Annotated in this window: 14 protein-coding genes and 1 pseudogene; 12 read left to right on the top strand and 3 right to left on the bottom strand. The window is 31.8% G+C overall.

The annotated features are described in order from the left end of the window. Positions 1 to 361: SH3 domain-containing protein (locus HMPREF1519_RS04675; RefSeq protein ID WP_037611306.1), on the top strand; the 361-nt coding region annotated here is incomplete at its 5' end. 202 nt (positions 362 to 563) lie between these two features. Next, the gene (locus tag HMPREF1519_RS10310; protein WP_231470858.1) at positions 564 to 740 is read left to right on the top strand and encodes a hypothetical protein; all 177 of its coding nucleotides are present in this window, start codon (positions 564 to 566) and stop codon (positions 738 to 740) included. A 256-nt stretch (positions 741 to 996) separates the two neighbouring features. Here the strand turns inward: HMPREF1519_RS10310 and HMPREF1519_RS04670 are convergent. Next, a pseudogene (locus HMPREF1519_RS04670) lies at positions 997 to 1,421 on the bottom strand (transposase); the annotation flags it as partial. 137 nt (positions 1,422 to 1,558) lie between these two features. Here HMPREF1519_RS04670 and HMPREF1519_RS04665 point away from each other — a divergent pair. The 4 genes from HMPREF1519_RS04665 to HMPREF1519_RS04650 all read left to right on the top strand — a co-directional run bounded on the left by HMPREF1519_RS04665 (position 1,559) and on the right by HMPREF1519_RS04650 (position 6,245). Then, positions 1,559 to 2,431, top strand: a complete 873-nt coding sequence (locus HMPREF1519_RS04665) for a helix-turn-helix domain-containing protein (RefSeq protein WP_037611310.1) — start codon at positions 1,559 to 1,561, stop codon at positions 2,429 to 2,431. 187 nt (positions 2,432 to 2,618) lie between these two features. Continuing rightward, positions 2,619 to 3,545, top strand: coding sequence for a metal ABC transporter ATP-binding protein (locus HMPREF1519_RS04660; RefSeq protein WP_037611304.1), 927 nt, complete (start codon positions 2,619 to 2,621; stop codon positions 3,543 to 3,545). Then, positions 3,532 to 4,332, top strand: a complete 801-nt coding sequence (locus HMPREF1519_RS04655; RefSeq protein ID WP_037611302.1) for an ABC transporter permease — start codon at positions 3,532 to 3,534, stop codon at positions 4,330 to 4,332. Before HMPREF1519_RS04660 ends, HMPREF1519_RS04655 begins: the two co-directional genes overlap by 14 nt. A 323-nt stretch (positions 4,333 to 4,655) precedes the next feature. Continuing rightward, positions 4,656 to 6,245, top strand: coding sequence for an ATP-binding cassette domain-containing protein (locus HMPREF1519_RS04650; protein ID WP_037611300.1), 1,590 nt, complete (start codon positions 4,656 to 4,658; stop codon positions 6,243 to 6,245). Between the two features lie 361 nt (positions 6,246 to 6,606). On the opposite strand, the gene HMPREF1519_RS04640 is transcribed toward HMPREF1519_RS04650, so the two are convergent. Continuing rightward, positions 6,607 to 6,933 carry a helix-turn-helix domain-containing protein gene (locus HMPREF1519_RS04640; protein WP_003097338.1) on the bottom strand — a complete coding sequence of 109 codons (327 nt, stop codon included), beginning with the start codon at positions 6,931 to 6,933 and terminating at the stop codon, positions 6,607 to 6,609. A gap of 160 nt (positions 6,934 to 7,093) precedes the next feature. Here HMPREF1519_RS04640 and HMPREF1519_RS04635 point away from each other — a divergent pair, with 160 nt between their 5' ends. The 6 genes from HMPREF1519_RS04635 (at position 7,094) to HMPREF1519_RS04610 (ending at position 14,475) form a co-directional block, all read left to right on the top strand. Continuing rightward, the gene (locus HMPREF1519_RS04635; RefSeq protein ID WP_037611294.1) at positions 7,094 to 10,138 is read left to right on the top strand and encodes an SEC10/PgrA surface exclusion domain-containing protein; all 3,045 of its coding nucleotides are present in this window, start codon (positions 7,094 to 7,096) and stop codon (positions 10,136 to 10,138) included. Between the two features lie 148 nt (positions 10,139 to 10,286). Further along, positions 10,287 to 10,649 carry a hypothetical protein gene (locus tag HMPREF1519_RS04630; protein WP_003097334.1) on the top strand — a complete coding sequence of 121 codons (363 nt, stop codon included), beginning with the start codon at positions 10,287 to 10,289 and terminating at the stop codon, positions 10,647 to 10,649. 183 nt (positions 10,650 to 10,832) lie between these two features. Next, positions 10,833 to 12,164, top strand: a complete 1,332-nt coding sequence (locus HMPREF1519_RS04625) for a DUF6287 domain-containing protein (protein ID WP_231470856.1) — start codon at positions 10,833 to 10,835, stop codon at positions 12,162 to 12,164. A 516-nt stretch (positions 12,165 to 12,680) separates the two neighbouring features. Then, positions 12,681 to 13,064: a hypothetical protein gene (locus HMPREF1519_RS04620; RefSeq protein WP_014634066.1), complete on the top strand. Its 384-nt coding sequence runs from the start codon at positions 12,681 to 12,683 to the stop codon at positions 13,062 to 13,064. A 111-nt stretch (positions 13,065 to 13,175) separates the two neighbouring features. Continuing rightward, positions 13,176 to 13,814, top strand: coding sequence for a hypothetical protein (locus HMPREF1519_RS04615; RefSeq protein ID WP_014634067.1), 639 nt, complete (start codon positions 13,176 to 13,178; stop codon positions 13,812 to 13,814). A 337-nt stretch (positions 13,815 to 14,151) separates the two neighbouring features. Beyond that, a complete protein-coding gene (locus HMPREF1519_RS04610; RefSeq protein ID WP_148263027.1) occupies positions 14,152 to 14,475 on the top strand; it encodes a hypothetical protein in 324 nt (107 codons plus the stop codon). 176 nt (positions 14,476 to 14,651) lie between these two features. Here the strand turns inward: HMPREF1519_RS04610 and HMPREF1519_RS04605 are convergent, their stop codons facing one another. After that, positions 14,652 to 16,013 (bottom strand): hypothetical protein, encoded by a 1,362-nt coding sequence (locus HMPREF1519_RS04605; RefSeq protein WP_037611291.1) that lies wholly within the window; start codon positions 16,011 to 16,013, stop codon positions 14,652 to 14,654. Between the last annotated feature and the right edge of the window lie 111 nt (positions 16,014 to 16,124).

Below are 16,124 nucleotides of genomic sequence, written 5' to 3'. Positions count from 1 at the left end.
AAGTCCAGAGTTGGCTTACTATGATGCTGGTATGTCCGTTAACTATGACAGATTAGTGACTGCAGATGGTCATACATGGCTCTCTTATGTTAGTCATGGAGGCAACCGTCGTTACATTGCCATTGATGGTAAGGCAACAGCAGTTACTCAACCAGCAAGTCCAAGCTTAGCGGCAACTGGCACCTATACCTTTACTAAACCTAGCTCTATCAAGGCTCAACCAAGCGTTGCAAGCCCAGAGTTAGCCTACTATGATAAAGGCATGTCCGTTCGCTATGACAAGGTCATAACAGCCGATGGCCACACCTGGTTGTCTTATGTAACCTATAGCGGTGCAAGACGCTATGTGGATATTTCTTAAGATTCGTAACATCACTCTCTTTTGAGGGTGGTGTTTTTTTAGTTTCAAGAGTTGAATAAATATATTGTTCAATATGTTTTGAAAATATTTGTCGTAAATTAGCGAAAGTTGTAGAATCAAGATGAAAGTATAGGATTCGTTCTATAAGTAGCTAATTCATCAAGTTATTGAAAGGAAATGTTATAAAACGGAGGTATTGAGCATGTTAGATATTTTTGTTTTAGAAGAAGATTATTTTCAACAAGCTCGTCTTGAGGATGCCATCCACAAGTCTAAACAAATATATATTTTAAGAATTGGGAAGGTCAATTTATACGATAAACCCAATCAATTATTAGAGCGTATTACGGAAAGGGGCTCGCATTTACTCTTTTTCTAGATATTGAATCTGATAGTGATATCGAAGGGGGAATAATGGAAAAGTGTTATACGGCCGTGACAGAATTTTCCATATCATCAAGGAGTAAGAAAAATCTTTTTGTTTCTAGTATACTGACCCCCAAAAGTTAGAAATTTAAATAGTTTATTTAGGACGAAGTTTTTAGTAATGATAAATTGGAAGAATAAGTGCAACACTTACTTGAACTCATCCTCTAGAGCTTCACAAGCAGTTCTATAAGCTAAACATTCTTCTAAGTTGCTTTTGAGATATTAGAAATTGTGGCAGGACTATAGTGATAACCATACATTCGATCGATGATATCAACAATTTTTCGAGTTGTTACACCGGTTTGATAGAGTTTGATAACCAACTCTTCCCAGTTGTCATCTCGATGTCCATAAGTGGGGAGGAAAGCTGGACTAAAGTTCTCATTACGATCTCTTGGAATGGTTAACTGAACAGTCCCATATTTGGTTTCGAATTTCCGTGAATAGGTTCTGTTACGACTATTGCCGGTAAGATAAGCAGTTTTATTGTATGGCTCATACCCAAAAAAGGCTGATAACTCTGCTTGAAGCAGATCATTCATAGCTGTCTCAAGAGAAGAACGGAAAAATTCATCAATATCTTGCTTTGGGGTTAGGAAGTTAAGTAAAATCTGTTGGTAAACTGAGCCATAGGAATAATTCTCTTTCTAGTAATGTTTTGCAACTCTTCTGTAACGAATTTATTCCTTTTTGTGTTTACACAACTTATTTTACACTACCTTTCTAAAGTGATAAAATAGATATAATAATTAATCAAGGAAGATGAAATTGGGAATTTTACTAGCTTCAAGATTGAAGGAAAGACGAAAAGCACTAAAATTGTCTCAAAAGGAACTTGCTGAGGGGGTTTGCAAACAAGGACAAATTAGTCGTATAGAGAATGGTGAGTATACTCCAGGATCAGAATTGTTATATGCGCTTTCGAGAAAACTCAGAGTAAGTATGGATTATTTTTTTGATGAACAAGTTCAAGATGAGAAAAACGAGCTCGAAAATTTTAGATTAGTAGCTGAAAACTTTATTTCACAAAGAGACTATTCTTCGTTAAAGTACCTATATAATTTAGAAAGCAAATCATCAAGTCATTTATCTTTATCAGATAAGATGTATTTAGAGTGGATTCAAACTCTTGTTTTATTTTACTGTGATGATAATAAGTTTGAAGCTGTAAGTAAGCTAGAAAAGCTATTAAAAGAAAGAAATATATCGGAAATAAATTATCTTAGGTTTTCAAATACATTATTTAACTTTTACTATGATATTGATAATTTAAATCAATTCAATGAGATACGAGATAATCTAGAGAAGCGTGTAAATAACTTAATAATACATACAATTGAAGAGTTGGAGTTGTCTATAAAGTTTAATTACAATATCAGTCGTTATCTTTGGTTGCAAAATAATGTTGAAGATGCTCTAAATAAAATAAGTGAAACAATTCGGATTTGTAAAAGATATAGATCAAATTATCTTTTGGCAGACTTGTATTTATTGCTTGGAAATACTAGTGCAAGCTTTGGTAATATAGACGAAGTCAGAGATTACTATACTAAGGCTAAATTTCTTTACAACCTAGATGGCAACCAAGAGATGTCTTTAAAAGTAGAACATTATATAGCAGAAAATTTAATGTCAAACTAATTGCTTAGTTTGATTCTTTGGGACTTGTTTTTCTTTGTCAGTTAGAATGAGGATTCTAACTGTTTTTTTTATTAGCTAAATTAGGATAATAAATTATAGATATAAATTTCCGATAAATACAAAATAGGTATTGTATGATATATAGAAAAGTGATATTCTTTTTGTAATCAAGGAGAGGAGAGAATTAATGACTTGGTTCTTAAAAGTTGATGATGTAACAGTCAAGTATGAAGACTTTGTAGCTTTAGATTCAGTTTCAATTGAAATTTCTAAAGGTGATTTTATTGGTCTACTAGGGTCAAATGGTGCAGGAAAGTCAACATTTATTAATACGATTGTTGGCTTACAACCAATGTATAGAGGAAGCGTGGAATATAATGAGATGGAGTTGAGTAATAAGCAACAACCATTTTCAAACATTGGGTTTAATCCTCAGACTGCTGTTATGGATTTTTATACTACTGTAAAAGATAATGTTATATTGGGTTTGAATCTAGCTGGAATATTTGGTAGTAAAGCAGATGAACTGTGTATGCAAGCTTTGGATGTTTTAAATCTTTCAGATAAAAAAGATAAATTGGTTGATTCCTTATCAGGGGGACAGTTACAACGTGTTCAGCTTGCCAGAGCTATTGCACATAAACCAGATTTTTACATTTTGGATGAGCCGACAGTAGGTTTAGATACAGAATCTTCAGATCGCTTTTTATCATATTTAAAGGATGAATCGAATAAGGGGAAAACCATTATTATATCTTCCCATGATATTAACTTGATTGAAAGATTTTGTGAAAAAATCCTATTTTTAAAAAATAAACAAATTTCATATTGGGGAACTTTAGAAGATTTTGTTAATAGAACGAATCGTAAAGTTGTATTCTCATTGGATCATCCTCTAACTAATGAACAGTCAGAGTTTCTTACTTCTTATAAAGAGAATGTCGTAATTTACAATGACACCGAATGTATGATTAGTGTTGATAAAGATGATAATGTTATAGCCGTAATAAATGATTTAGGTGAAGTTTTAAGTATTAAGGGCATTTCTATCGAGAGAGAGTACCTACGAGATCGTTATCTAGAAGTTGTGAGGGATTCATATGAAAGCAAGTGAACTTAGACACAAGTCAGATTTAGGCGTAAGAGGAATTGAGATTATAGCAAAGAATGAATTAGTAGCTTTTTTTAGAAGTAAGGGGCTACTACTTTCTCAATTATTACAACCTATTTTGTATGTTGTTTTTATTGTGATAGGATTAAATTCAGCGATTAGTAAGGTAAATTATGATCATATCATTACATCCTATACAGAGTATGCAATAACTGGAATTATCGGCTTATTGATTATTGGTCAGATGACTCAAGTTATTTACAGGGTGACTATAGATAAAAAATATGGGTTACTGTCTTTAAAATTATGTAGTGGTGTAAAACCTATTTATTACATTTTAGGGATGAGTGTGTATTCTTTATTAGGGTTATTAGTTCAAGAATTTATTATTTACTTGGTTTCAAGTATGTTCGGTGTAGCAATACCATTATATAACTACTTTTTGATAATTCTATTGTCAATAGTCTCATTATTCTTTTGGAATGGTATAGCAATTTTAATTACTATGTTTATTAATGATTATAGGAGAAGAGACATTGTTATCAGATTTTTTCTAACTCCCCTAGGATTTACAGCACCAGTCTTTTATATTTTTGACTCGTCCCCTATGGTAATCAAATGGTTTGCTTTAATTAATCCACTGACTTATCAGTTAGATATTATGAGAAAAGTATATTTTGGTATTGCTGAATTAAAGGATATTGCCATTTTAGTGATAGCTACTCTTATTTCGCTAGTCGTGACCTCTTTGGTTATTCCTAAAATCAACCTTATTTTGCTTGAACGTTAATTTCAGAGATAAATAAGGCTTAAGAAGTAATTCTAAGGAGATTAGTTATTATTTGACTTTAGAATCGTTTCGTTATTAATGTGAGAAACAAAAATTCCAAATGATTTTACAATTAGTTTGAACACTTATCTTGTAAAATCATTTGGATTTAGTTCTGTATCGCTGAGGACTAAGTCCTTTTCTACCATTTGATAAAAAATAGTTTGAGTTCCATAGTCAAACTAAGGAAATTATCATTTTTGAATTAAAGTTCAGTATAAAAAGTGTACACAAAACCAACACCTTACCTAGTGATTTTTCTGACATGTTAAAAGGAGAGACTAATGAAATCTGTTTATAAAGTTGTTAAAAAAGATATCCTAGTATATTCAATACTTACTATCTTATTGTCTATTGCAATGGTAAGTGAAGCCTATTTGATGCAACTAATCATTGACTCTATCAAACTTGGAGTGGGTCGCTATGTTGTTACATCTATTTTTGTAGTTGTGTTCTTGTTGATTCAAACACTTATCTACTATTTTCAACAATCACTAACAGCAATCATTAGTAAGAAGTCTGCATATGCTTATAGGAATGTTATTTTCCAAGGTATTCAGAAAACACCTTTAGAGTTACTCACAGGAAATAAAAATGATAAACTTCTAGCCTCATTAACTACTCAAATAGATCAAATTGAATTTAATTATTTTTATTCCATATACTGGGGAGGCTACTTAATCTGTCAATTAATTATTGCCATAATTGTTTCCCTCTACCTTAATCCTTTATTAGCAGCTTTAACTCTGCTTTTAAGCCTACCAAATCTTTTTGTAGCTGTACTCTTTAAAACTCCTTTAGAAAAGAAACAAGAAGAGTTAATTAAAACTACTAATACTTCAGTATCAGCTATTCAAGATTTCATCGAAGGTATACCTGATTGGAAAATTGCAAACAAGAGTTTCGACATTAATAGAGTCTTTGATATTCAAACTTTAAAGTTACTTAAACGCCAAACAAATGTTGAAAAATCTCAATATGTTGTAGTCAGTTTAAATCAGCTATTTTCAAATGTTCTTTATTTTGGTAGTTGGATTATTGGGGGACTATTAATTATAAATAGTCAACTGACATTAGGGAGTTTAATAGCATTCTCACAATTATTAGTCAGGATTTCTTACCCAATATATGCTTCTTCTGATTTGTTAGCTAAATTCATTAGTGGTAAGAAAACTATAGAGACTCTTTCTAGTGAATTTCAAGTAGTAGATGAAAATCTTAATACTCTGGAACATATTGAAGTTATTTCATTTGATAATTTTCGTTTTAAAAATAATTCGGAAGCTATACCTTTTAATGGGCAGTTTTATAAACATAAGAAGTATCTATTAAAAGGAAAGAGTGGAACAGGTAAAACAACGCTATTAAAAGCAATCCTACGAGAGTATAACGATTATACAGGAACAGTTAAAATTAATGGTATTGATGTTAAAAGAATCAAAGAAAGTAGTATCTTTGATAATGTAGCTTATGTACCCCAACACCCCCATATGTTCAATGCAAAACTTCGTGATAATCTTACTCTATTTTCTGAGGATGTTTCAGAAGAGGAACTGTTTGAGACATTGAAATTTGTAGAATTATCTAAGTGGGCTAATAGAGAGTCTTTAGAGTTAATGCTTTCAAATGATGCCATAAAACTTTCAGGTGGAGAAGCCAAGAGAGTTGCTTTGGCAAGAGCCTTATTGATGAAGACGGATATCTTATTTTTAGACGAATTTTCTTCTGGTATTGACTTCGAAACCTTATCAAAAATAGAGAATCGCCTTTTACAAACGAGTAAATTAATTATTTACATCACACATGTAGACACAGATAGAATTAACCAACAATTTGATGAAATAATAGATTTGAATGAGTTTATAGACTTATAAAACGATGACACTCTCAAAAACTCAACATGATTTGTTATATGACACTATTAGCCAGTCTAGCCCTGGTCGTGGTCGCATGGTTGAAGAAAACTATAAGCATTGTATATGGCACCCCAAAAGTTAGACAGGAAAAATCTAACTTCTGGGGTGTTTTTATTATGAAATTAACTTTTGAAGATAAGATACAAATCTGTAAATTACTGAAACAAGGATGCACTTTCGTATGGAATAAAAATCGTTTTGTAGATCACAATAATAAATAAAGAAAGCTAAAAGACTTATCTCTATCTTGAATAGAGATAAGTCTTTTACTTAAATTCTATTTTAACCTAAAGTAGTTGTTCAGTTCAAAAAGGTTCTGCTATTTTGTTTCAGTCATAATAGTATTGATAGCTGTGATTAATTTCTTTTGTTTGTACTCAGGCAATGCTTTTAAATTATCAATAAGTTTTACCAAATCGCTATCTTCTTCTTTTAGTGTGACATCAAAGAAAGTGGGGATATCCACATCTAAGGCTTTCATAATTTTTTCAAGAGTTTTGATTTTAATGTTAGGTTCTAGATTTTCAATTTTATAAACGTAATTTGTCCCCAATTCAGCTTTTTCTTCAAGCATTTCTTGGGTCATTCCCTCTTTTATTCGTAAGACTCTAATACGCTTACTGATATATTCTTGTAGATTTGACATAAACCACCTCGCAAGGTTAATTTTACAACCTTAAAAGGTTGGTTATAACACCTTAAAAGGTTAAAAACAACTTTACAAGGTTGTTTTTAAGTTATATAATGTAAACATTACAATATAGGAATTGTATAATTTATTGAAAATAAAAGGAGTTTTAGCGTTAATGGAAAAGAAAGAGGCTATTAAGGCATTGGCTAGCGTCTCGACGGTGATTGCAGCGACAGGATTAACGTCTGTAGCGAATGCTAATCAACAAGAAGCCCCAAAAACAGAAGTTGATGCCTTAAGTTCTAAAGTAACTATTCAAGCTCTTAAAGAAGCTGAGAACAAGCAAAGTGTAGCGGTACAAGCAGTAAACGCTCAACAAGGTGTAGTTAAGCAAGCCATCACTGAAGAAGAAAAAGCTGAAAAAACCGAAGCTATGACTAAGGAATGTCTTGATGAAGCTCAGATTATCAAAGACAAGGCCACTCCTGCTGAAATTGATAAAACTAAACAAAATATTAGTGAGACAGAATCCACAATCGAAAATCAAGACGTTCAACTTCAGAATGCTCAAGCTGAGACTGCTAAAGCTCAAGATAAAGTTAACAAACAAACTGAAATTGTTAACAGTGATCAAACAGAGATTACTATTCAAGAAACTAATGTAGCAAATGCTAAAACCAATGTAGAAATTGCTCAAAAAAATCTTGATGGTACAGGAGCTAAGGAAATCATCTCAGAACGAGATCATGCTCAAACTGATTTTGTAACTAAAAAGGATGCTGAAGCTAATGCCAAAAGCAAGCTAGAAGAAGCACAGAAAGCTGATGCTGATAAAAAAGCTAAACTTGAAGAAGCTGAAAAATATGAAAAACTTCAAGCTAAAGCTGTTGAAGACACTTCTAAAACTTTGAGTGATGCTGAAGCTAAGGCTAAACAGACTAAAGAGCAACTCAATAATGCTAATATTGCTGTAATTAATGCTCAAGCAGCACTTGATGGTACAGGAGCTAAAGAAATCATCTCAGAGCGAGACAATGCTCAAACTGACTTGGCAACGAAAAAAGATGCCGAAGCAGAGACTGAAAGAAAGTTGAAAGAAGCTCAAAAAACTGATGCTGATAAAAAATCTAAAATCCAAGCACTTACAGTAACCTTGACAGCTCAACAAAATGAAGCATTGAGAACTTCAACAGAATTGACAGCTGCTATAGCTGTTGCGGCTGATGCTAAGTCTAAAAAAGAAGAAGCAGACAAAGCTGTAAAACGTCTGGAAGATAAACTAACAAGTTTAGAAAATCTTAGCACTATTGAAATTCCAGAAGAAGTTGCAAGTGCTTATCGAAGTTTTTATGAAGATAAATCAGAAGCAAACAAAGATAAGCTCTTCGATGCTGTTCAAACTTGGTGGGATAACCGTGATTATAGCAAAGAAAACAACTATCCTGTTGACGATACTGTAATCAACGATCTTAGCAATTTAACAAAAGAACAAATTGCTAACCTATCACTTTATCAAGCAGGCTTGATTCAACAAGTGCGAAAAACTATCTGGGGTGATTCTGAAGTCCTTGTAACAGAAGATGTTGTTACGGCAATGAAGAATATCACAACTGCTTATTCGAACATGTCAAATCCTGATGGCGACCACCTTTTTAGTGCTCTAACTAATGATGGAACCGATACTACGCATTGGAAGGCAGAAAATCTCGGTTATATCAAAGCTAAACCAACTACAATGACAGCTTTGTATAAAGGTATTTATAAATCTATTATCAATACTTTTGGTAGTGACTACAATCAGAATTATGCACATGTTATTACAACAGTTGGAGGAAAACCTGACTATAAAAACGGTAAGGTTGCTCCAAATTATATTGGTGCTGCAACAAGCGTAACACCAGAAGGTCTTGGATTGATGCATGAAATTCATTTCAATCACACTTCGTCAGATACTGATAAAATATTAAGTAATCCATTTGACTCTTCGGTTGTAAAAACTCAACTAGCTGATGCCAAAGCTGTTCAAACTTCTGCGGACAATGCTAACAAAACAGCTCAAAATCGCTTGACAACAGCGTCAGTAGCGAATAAAGCAGCTCAGGATGCTGTATCTAACACAACAAATAGTTTGAACGCACTCAAAGCAATTGCTGACCTCACACCTGATGCCAAAGCTAAGTTGGATGAAGCTACTGAGGCACGTAAGAATGCAGAAAGTCGATTCAGTAACGCTCAAAAAGCAGTTGACAATCTTAACGCTGATGTTGCTACAAAAACTAAAGCTCTTGACAATGCGAAAGTAGCACAAGAAAAAGCCAACAACGCAAACAAAGTCGCTAATGAAGAATTGAATTCTGCGCAGGCTAAAAATAAACTTGCTAATGAAGTACTCTCAGAAACTCACAAAAAAATTGCTTCACTCAAAGTAACTGCTGACCTCACACCTGACGCTAAAGTCAAATTGGCTGAAGCGACTTCGGCGCGTGAATTAGCAGAGCTAAGATTGCTCAATGCTCAAAAAGCTGTTAATAATCTTAACTCAGATGTTGCAACTAAGACTAAAGCTCTTGCGGATGCTAAAGCAACACTTGAAAATGAAGAAGCTAAGTTGGAAGAACTTAAAGCTCAAAAAACTAAAGACGAAAAAGAACTTGCTTCTCTTCAAGAAACAGTGAACGCTTTGAAAGCGAATGAAGTTAAAATCAAAGACGAGATTAAATCTCTCCAAACTAAACTTCAAGAAACAAAAGATTATCTTAGCAAACTAGAAAATGCTGATAGTAATTTAGAAAAAGCTAAAGTTGCTTATAAACTAGCAGTAGAAAAACATAAAGAAGCTAAATCAATTCTTGATAAAGAAACTGAAAAACTTGAACAGTTGCTTATCAATAAACGTGATGCAGTAGCTCAATATGAAGCTGTAAAAGAAGCTTATATACAAGCTCAAGTAAGAGAACAATATGAAGTCATTTCTCAACGAGGTGATGTTCCAATTCCTCTCCTTAATGAAAATGGCCAAATAGTAGGTTATAACTCTTCATTTTCCCGAGATGTCAGAACTGCTGTTCGCACTATTACCGATAATGTCGTTTCGAAACATGGCGTACCGATCTATCAAGCATCATTACCTGAAACAGGTGAAAGTGATACAGCGATTTATACGCTTTCAGGAATTACGTTTCTTGCTCTAGCTGGAGTGATGAGAAAGAAGAAGTTATAAATTACAGTTTCTAAATTGCTTTACCGAGTGAGAAGTTATGACATAACTAAAGAATCACTGCCTTAATTCAATCACAATTACTTCCATATTCTAGAGAAGTTGAGAACAAAAAAATAAGTTTTATTAATCATAAATAGGAGAATATAAAATGAAAAAAGTATTAATTATTGTTTCTGTTGTTGTAATCGCACTAGCAGGTATTGGTGTAGGAGCATATTTCTTAACCCGTGAAAAGTCTCCGGAACAACAGGTCGTCGGGACTTGGTACGACGGAGAAAATGACGTAACGATTGAGTTGAAATCAAATAAGAGCCTAAAAATTACAAAAGAAAGTGGAGAATCTAGAACAGGTACTTGGCGCATTGCAGGTGATAAAATTAAGTTTACAGCAACAAGTGGTCCAAAAGCTGAAGGTGAACTTTCGACAGGAAAGATTGAATCTATTTTCTTTGAATTCACTAATACCAATGTGAGTTATGCACTTCACGATGCCACCTATGAAAAACAATAAATAGTTATAGGACTCTCATGAAGATTCATCGTACTCTTCAACGGAGTCCTATTTTGCTGAAATAGTTTTTGCGTATAGAATCTTCCAATTAATATTGACTTATTGAAAGATTTACTAACTATTTCTACCCTATATTTTAGTTTGATCAATGTTAAGTTGTAGAAAATTCGCTAATGAGTAGTGGTGGGTAATCAAATCAAAACATTTAGAGGAAATAAATATATTGAAAGAGCAGGAGAATTTAATATGAAAAAATGGATACTGATATCGTTTTTAAGTCTCAGTACTTTGACCTTGGTTGCATGTGGCTCTAATCAAATGAAGCAGGTAACACAGCAATCATCTTCGTCTAGTAAGCAATCATTAAAGAAGAATAAACAGGAAGCATTTCAAACGGTCTTAGATCGTTATAAATCTTATCAGCAAGCAATAAATAGTGGTGATGATAGTCGTTTATCTGAAGCCTTAAAACAGATCGAAGCTACATCTGAGGAATATATGCTCATTGATAATTTAGGGCATTCGGGAACGTCAGTTGATTTTCAATATGCGTTTGTAGACTTAGATAAAGATGGACAGGACGAGTTATTAATCGGTAAACAAGATTATATTTCTGCAATCTATTATCTAAAAAATAGTCACCCCACTTTGTTACATGTAGCTTATGCAGCCTCTGTTGGTGGGGCACGTTCATCTCTCACTGCTTATGAAAACGGTCAGGTGGTATTTGCTGCCTGGCAGTCATCGAATCCGGAAGTAAACCTAACTTTATACAAAGTTGAAGCTAGTGTCCCAAATAAGCAAAAAGAAACTACGATACAAATGAATGATAAGAAGAAAATCGAAGATGAACTAGGTATTTCGTCTACGGCTTTGAATCTCAAAAACTTAAAGTGGGAAGCAATTGATAAAGGTTCAACGACTTCTTCAAAAGAAAGTGATATGAAATCTTCTAGTCAGAGTGAGGATATTAAGTCAGAAACTGGTTTTCAGGTTCGTGTGCAAATATCGGATTTGGAAATACGCAAAGAACCTAGTGCTAAGTCACAGTCTCTGGGCAAGATATCTCAAGGTATTCACACTATTTCGGAAACAACAAGTGCAGAAGGTTACACTTGGGGGAAACTACAGTCTGGTCAAGGATGGATTGCTCTTGATTATACGGAACGAATAGAAGGTGAGAAAAAAACTCAATTGGAATCTAGTAGTATGAACATTCAAGAAATTCAAACAGGTAATTTTTCAAGTGTTAAAGGATCTTGGAGAAATGCACAAGGTAATAGTATTACTTTCGATGCCAATGGCTTGACCCAAGTGAATGGTAATCCTGCGGGTGATGTAGTTTTTGATAAATTCGCCGTCCAAGGAGAAAAACTCACAGCCGTTACAAAAACATCAGAAGGTATTAGTGAGACACCAATAGTGTTTACTCCGAGGGGACAAGGTGGAAAAGAGTCAATTTTTTGGAGTAAAAATCATGTCAGTGATGGAACGGATATTTATTATCGAGAGTAGAAGACTAGTCATTTTATTAAATCACAAAAAGAGTCGCTTTTCATTAGCGGCTCTTTTAAAATACTTCAAAAAGTAGATTATTTCTGCATAATCTTTTAGCTGTGGGTCTTTATTAAAAAAAATTATTTTTGTTTTTTTAAAATTCAACTTTTCTGACATACTATATAGTTACCAAAGTAGAGAGGCAAAAATATATATAATTACTAAAAGTAAAGATACTTATGATTATTATGCTTATCACCTACAGATATAACAAAAACTTAAAATATAAGAGAGCTGAGTGAACTTATATTTAAGAAAAAAACTATGACTATTTTTGAGAAGTAAAAAAAATTTTTAAAAAATTATTTTGATTTTTTTTAGATTCAACTTTTCTGACATACTAAAATTGTAAAGCAGGAGGTTAACTATATGATAAATGTACTTTTTTAGAGATTAGGCTGGTCTATGAACTTGACCAATTTGATACGGAATAGTTCTATTAAATATTAAGTTAAATTAAGAAAGGTGTAAAAAATGAAAACTGTAAAAAAATATATTAATAAACAAATCATGACAATAGTGGGTGATCTGATTGAGAAAAGAGAAGAGATGGATATTGTTATCAACTTCAATGCTTACGAAGATGACTTCTATGTAGATTTATCTCGAGATAACCAAGAACTAGAGTTCGCTTTTGTCGATGATACATTGAGAATTGTAGTTTATCACTCTTGCCATTGTAAAAAAACGTTTGAGATTAGAGAGATGGATGAGATTTTAAATTTGAATTATGCACTTGATATGTTGCTTAAATCATTCTTGTTTAATGAATGGTATGATCTTGTAGCGGATTTAGCGAATCATACGCTCTGGGGAATGGTAGAAAAGTACAAAAAAGACAAGGTGAACGATATTTGATATAATAAAACAGATAATTAAGTAAAAATGAAATAATAGACTATTTAATATAATGGGAAAATAATTTTTACTGTTGCATATTTTAAAGTAAGAGATGGAAGGATTAATAATATGAGAACTCCCCAAAAATATACTAAGTTGGTAAATGACAAAAAAATTACGAATGAGATGATTGCAGGATGTATATATTCTGTAAACAAGCGAGCTAAAAATTATCGTGATAAAATAAGAAAATTTAAACACGATCGCTACAATCCGTATACAGAAAGAAACATTGAAAATGCTGAAGGTGAGATGGAAAAATACTATACGATGAAAGAAGAATTGTTAACAGTGTTTGAACCATCACTAATCCATCAACAATATGTAGGGGAAGAGAAAAAACGAGTATTTAGTACTGAAAAAGACTATGATAAATTATTGCAAGAAAAAAGTAATGATATCATTTGGAAAAGTGGTTACTCTGTTAAGGATTCTGAGGATTCTGAGGAGTCTATAGAAGTAGAATTTTTTGATTATAAGTTGGGTAGAAAAAAATATCTATATTTTTTATTTTATGAAATTGGGGAGTATAGTTTCCATTTACCAATTTCGGAGCAAAAGGCTAAAAAGTATACTAACTTACAAATTAAAGAAATTGACAAAGATTTTAAGACTCATGGTGCTAATATTGAAGGATTACTTTCAACACAATTTGTAAATAAAGTCCTGAGTTTACTACAAAGTGGTGACTATACAATTGTGGAATAAGACAAAGATAATATAATAAAATAAACATACTGAGAAAAAGTTATTGACCGCATAAAGTTAGATAAATAAATTAAGTAAAGGATTTAGTTTTGACTGAAAATTACTAATTCCTTTTAGTTTTGCCTTAATTCGTTTGCTGTTGTATTAGCTATAGAGAAAGATTGTAAAATTAATGAGCAGATTTAATAATCAAAGACTTAAACACTTAATACTTTATTTTATTGAGATATTCATCATCTCATCTTTTATTACTATGTTATTAGAGAAGAGTTCTCCGTCAACTAATTACTATGAAATAATAGAAAAATTTTTTCTTTCATATGGAGCATATCAACTATTGATTTATACTTCATTATCAATTATTGATGATATATCTAAAGATAGTACCCTAATGCTTTTAAGTTTATTGAAATATTGCTTGCTTTATAAGGAAACAGGGAGTGAGCAACTAAAAGTATTAATTAATGAAAAAATCGATAATCAGCTTTCATCTAAAGTTATGAATAGTTTTAATACAGAAGCATTGTTAATGAATCTAAAGGAAAATATAGATTGTATTGATAAAGTATATCTACAAGCTGAACTAATAGTGGTTGAACATGATTTAGAATTGTATCAATTACAATGGAGACTATCAATTTTATTAAGACTATTGAAATAAGTAAATTTGCTATAAAAAATACTCCACCAGAATTTATTTCTGGTGGAGTATTTGGTGGGAAACCAAATATAATTAATCGATTTTTAGTTTAAAATTTTCTTCCAGATCGGAAGAGAATTTTTTTTAAAAATGTTGTTAAATCAAGATTTATGAGTGTAGTAATAAAAAAATATATATTAAACTACTGAAAAATATTTGACATCATGATTACTATTTTCAATCTCTGTTGGTAAATTAGCTAGTCTTTTAGAAATAATTTCATGAATATCCATAATTTTATTTTTTTTGAAACTTTTGATATTTTGATAGAGAATTGTACGTCTTTCTTCTTCAGTATAGTTATTAAAAACTAAGCACTTTGGTTTAGAATTATTTTTAGACAATTGACACCCCAAACCATATGTTTTACAAAAGTCAGTAGCATCTAGCATTAGTTTCAAAATTCGTAGACTTTGCCAAGTAATCATTTCTGATAAAAAGTAATTTTCCCCAAAGCCACGTGAATGTTTGAAACTGTGTTCAATTAGTCTTTTTTTGGTACGTGCTATGTTTGATGCTGAGACAAAATTTTGTTTCAGTTTTAGATAACAAAAAATTTCTTCATCAAGTGTCATTGGTTGAAAGCTATTCAAAGGGTCGTTGATTAATCTTGCAAAAAAAGTATTTGTAGCATTGTAGGGGTGTCTTTGTATAGTCCTAGCTTCTTCAAGTGCTTTTTGAGTCTTTTTAATAGATATATTTATTTGCTTAGTAAGATTTTCAATTCCTTTTTGAACCTTACCCTTAAAATAATTTATAATATCGGTTTCATCAATACTATTAATATTGGTAGAACTGAACAAATAGTTTATCTTTTGTTTATTTAATGTGATTTCGTATCTATAAACATCAATATCATTACATAGTTCTTTGGGAATCTGTTTATTTCTTTTAGCTTTTTTGATTTTATCGTAAAAGATATGTTTTTCATTTTTGTATTTCCCAGCTTTTAGAATTCCCTGATTTTCATCGTTTATGATAGTAATGTTAACATTATTTGATAAAGATCTTAAGAGTAAGGCGCGTGTTTGTATATGAATTTGACGATTTGTTGCGAATGTAAAAGCTAGTTCAAGTTCCCTGTATTCAATTGAGCTAGGATAGATAGTAATTCCTGCGTTACATTCAACAAAGTTAAGAAAATTGTGTAATTTCTCTTTGAACGAAGACAGTGAATTTGTTTCAAAATTAAGTCCTCCGTGATTGATTTGAACATGACTAACCAAAGAATTATCGTACGGATTTAATTTAATTTCTAGCGAACCAAAAGTTGAATTGTTAATTCGAATATATTCATATCGTGAATCATTATATTTTATAACAGTGATTTTTTTATTTTTTTTTGAGAAAATTTGTAACTTGGTTCCGTCAAACTCTATTTTTCCTTTTATGGTAACTTCAACTCTATCTAATCCTAAGAAAGCGGTCGTGTTGGAAAAACAATCATAGATATGTTGCTCATTATTAATGAGATCTTTTTCGTTATATTTTTTTGTCATAAAAGAATATTTTCCTTTCGTTTATGACATTATGTTGTTTTTTACACATATTTCTTTCAATTTTGAAAAGCTTAAAGCGATAATGAGTGACGTGTTAACTTTTTAAGTTGG

Source organism: Streptococcus sp. SR4 (genome assembly GCF_000517725.1).
Lineage (GTDB): Bacteria > Bacillota > Bacilli > Lactobacillales > Streptococcaceae > Streptococcus > Streptococcus salivarius_F.
This window is presented reverse-complemented; position numbering and strand designations above follow the sequence as displayed.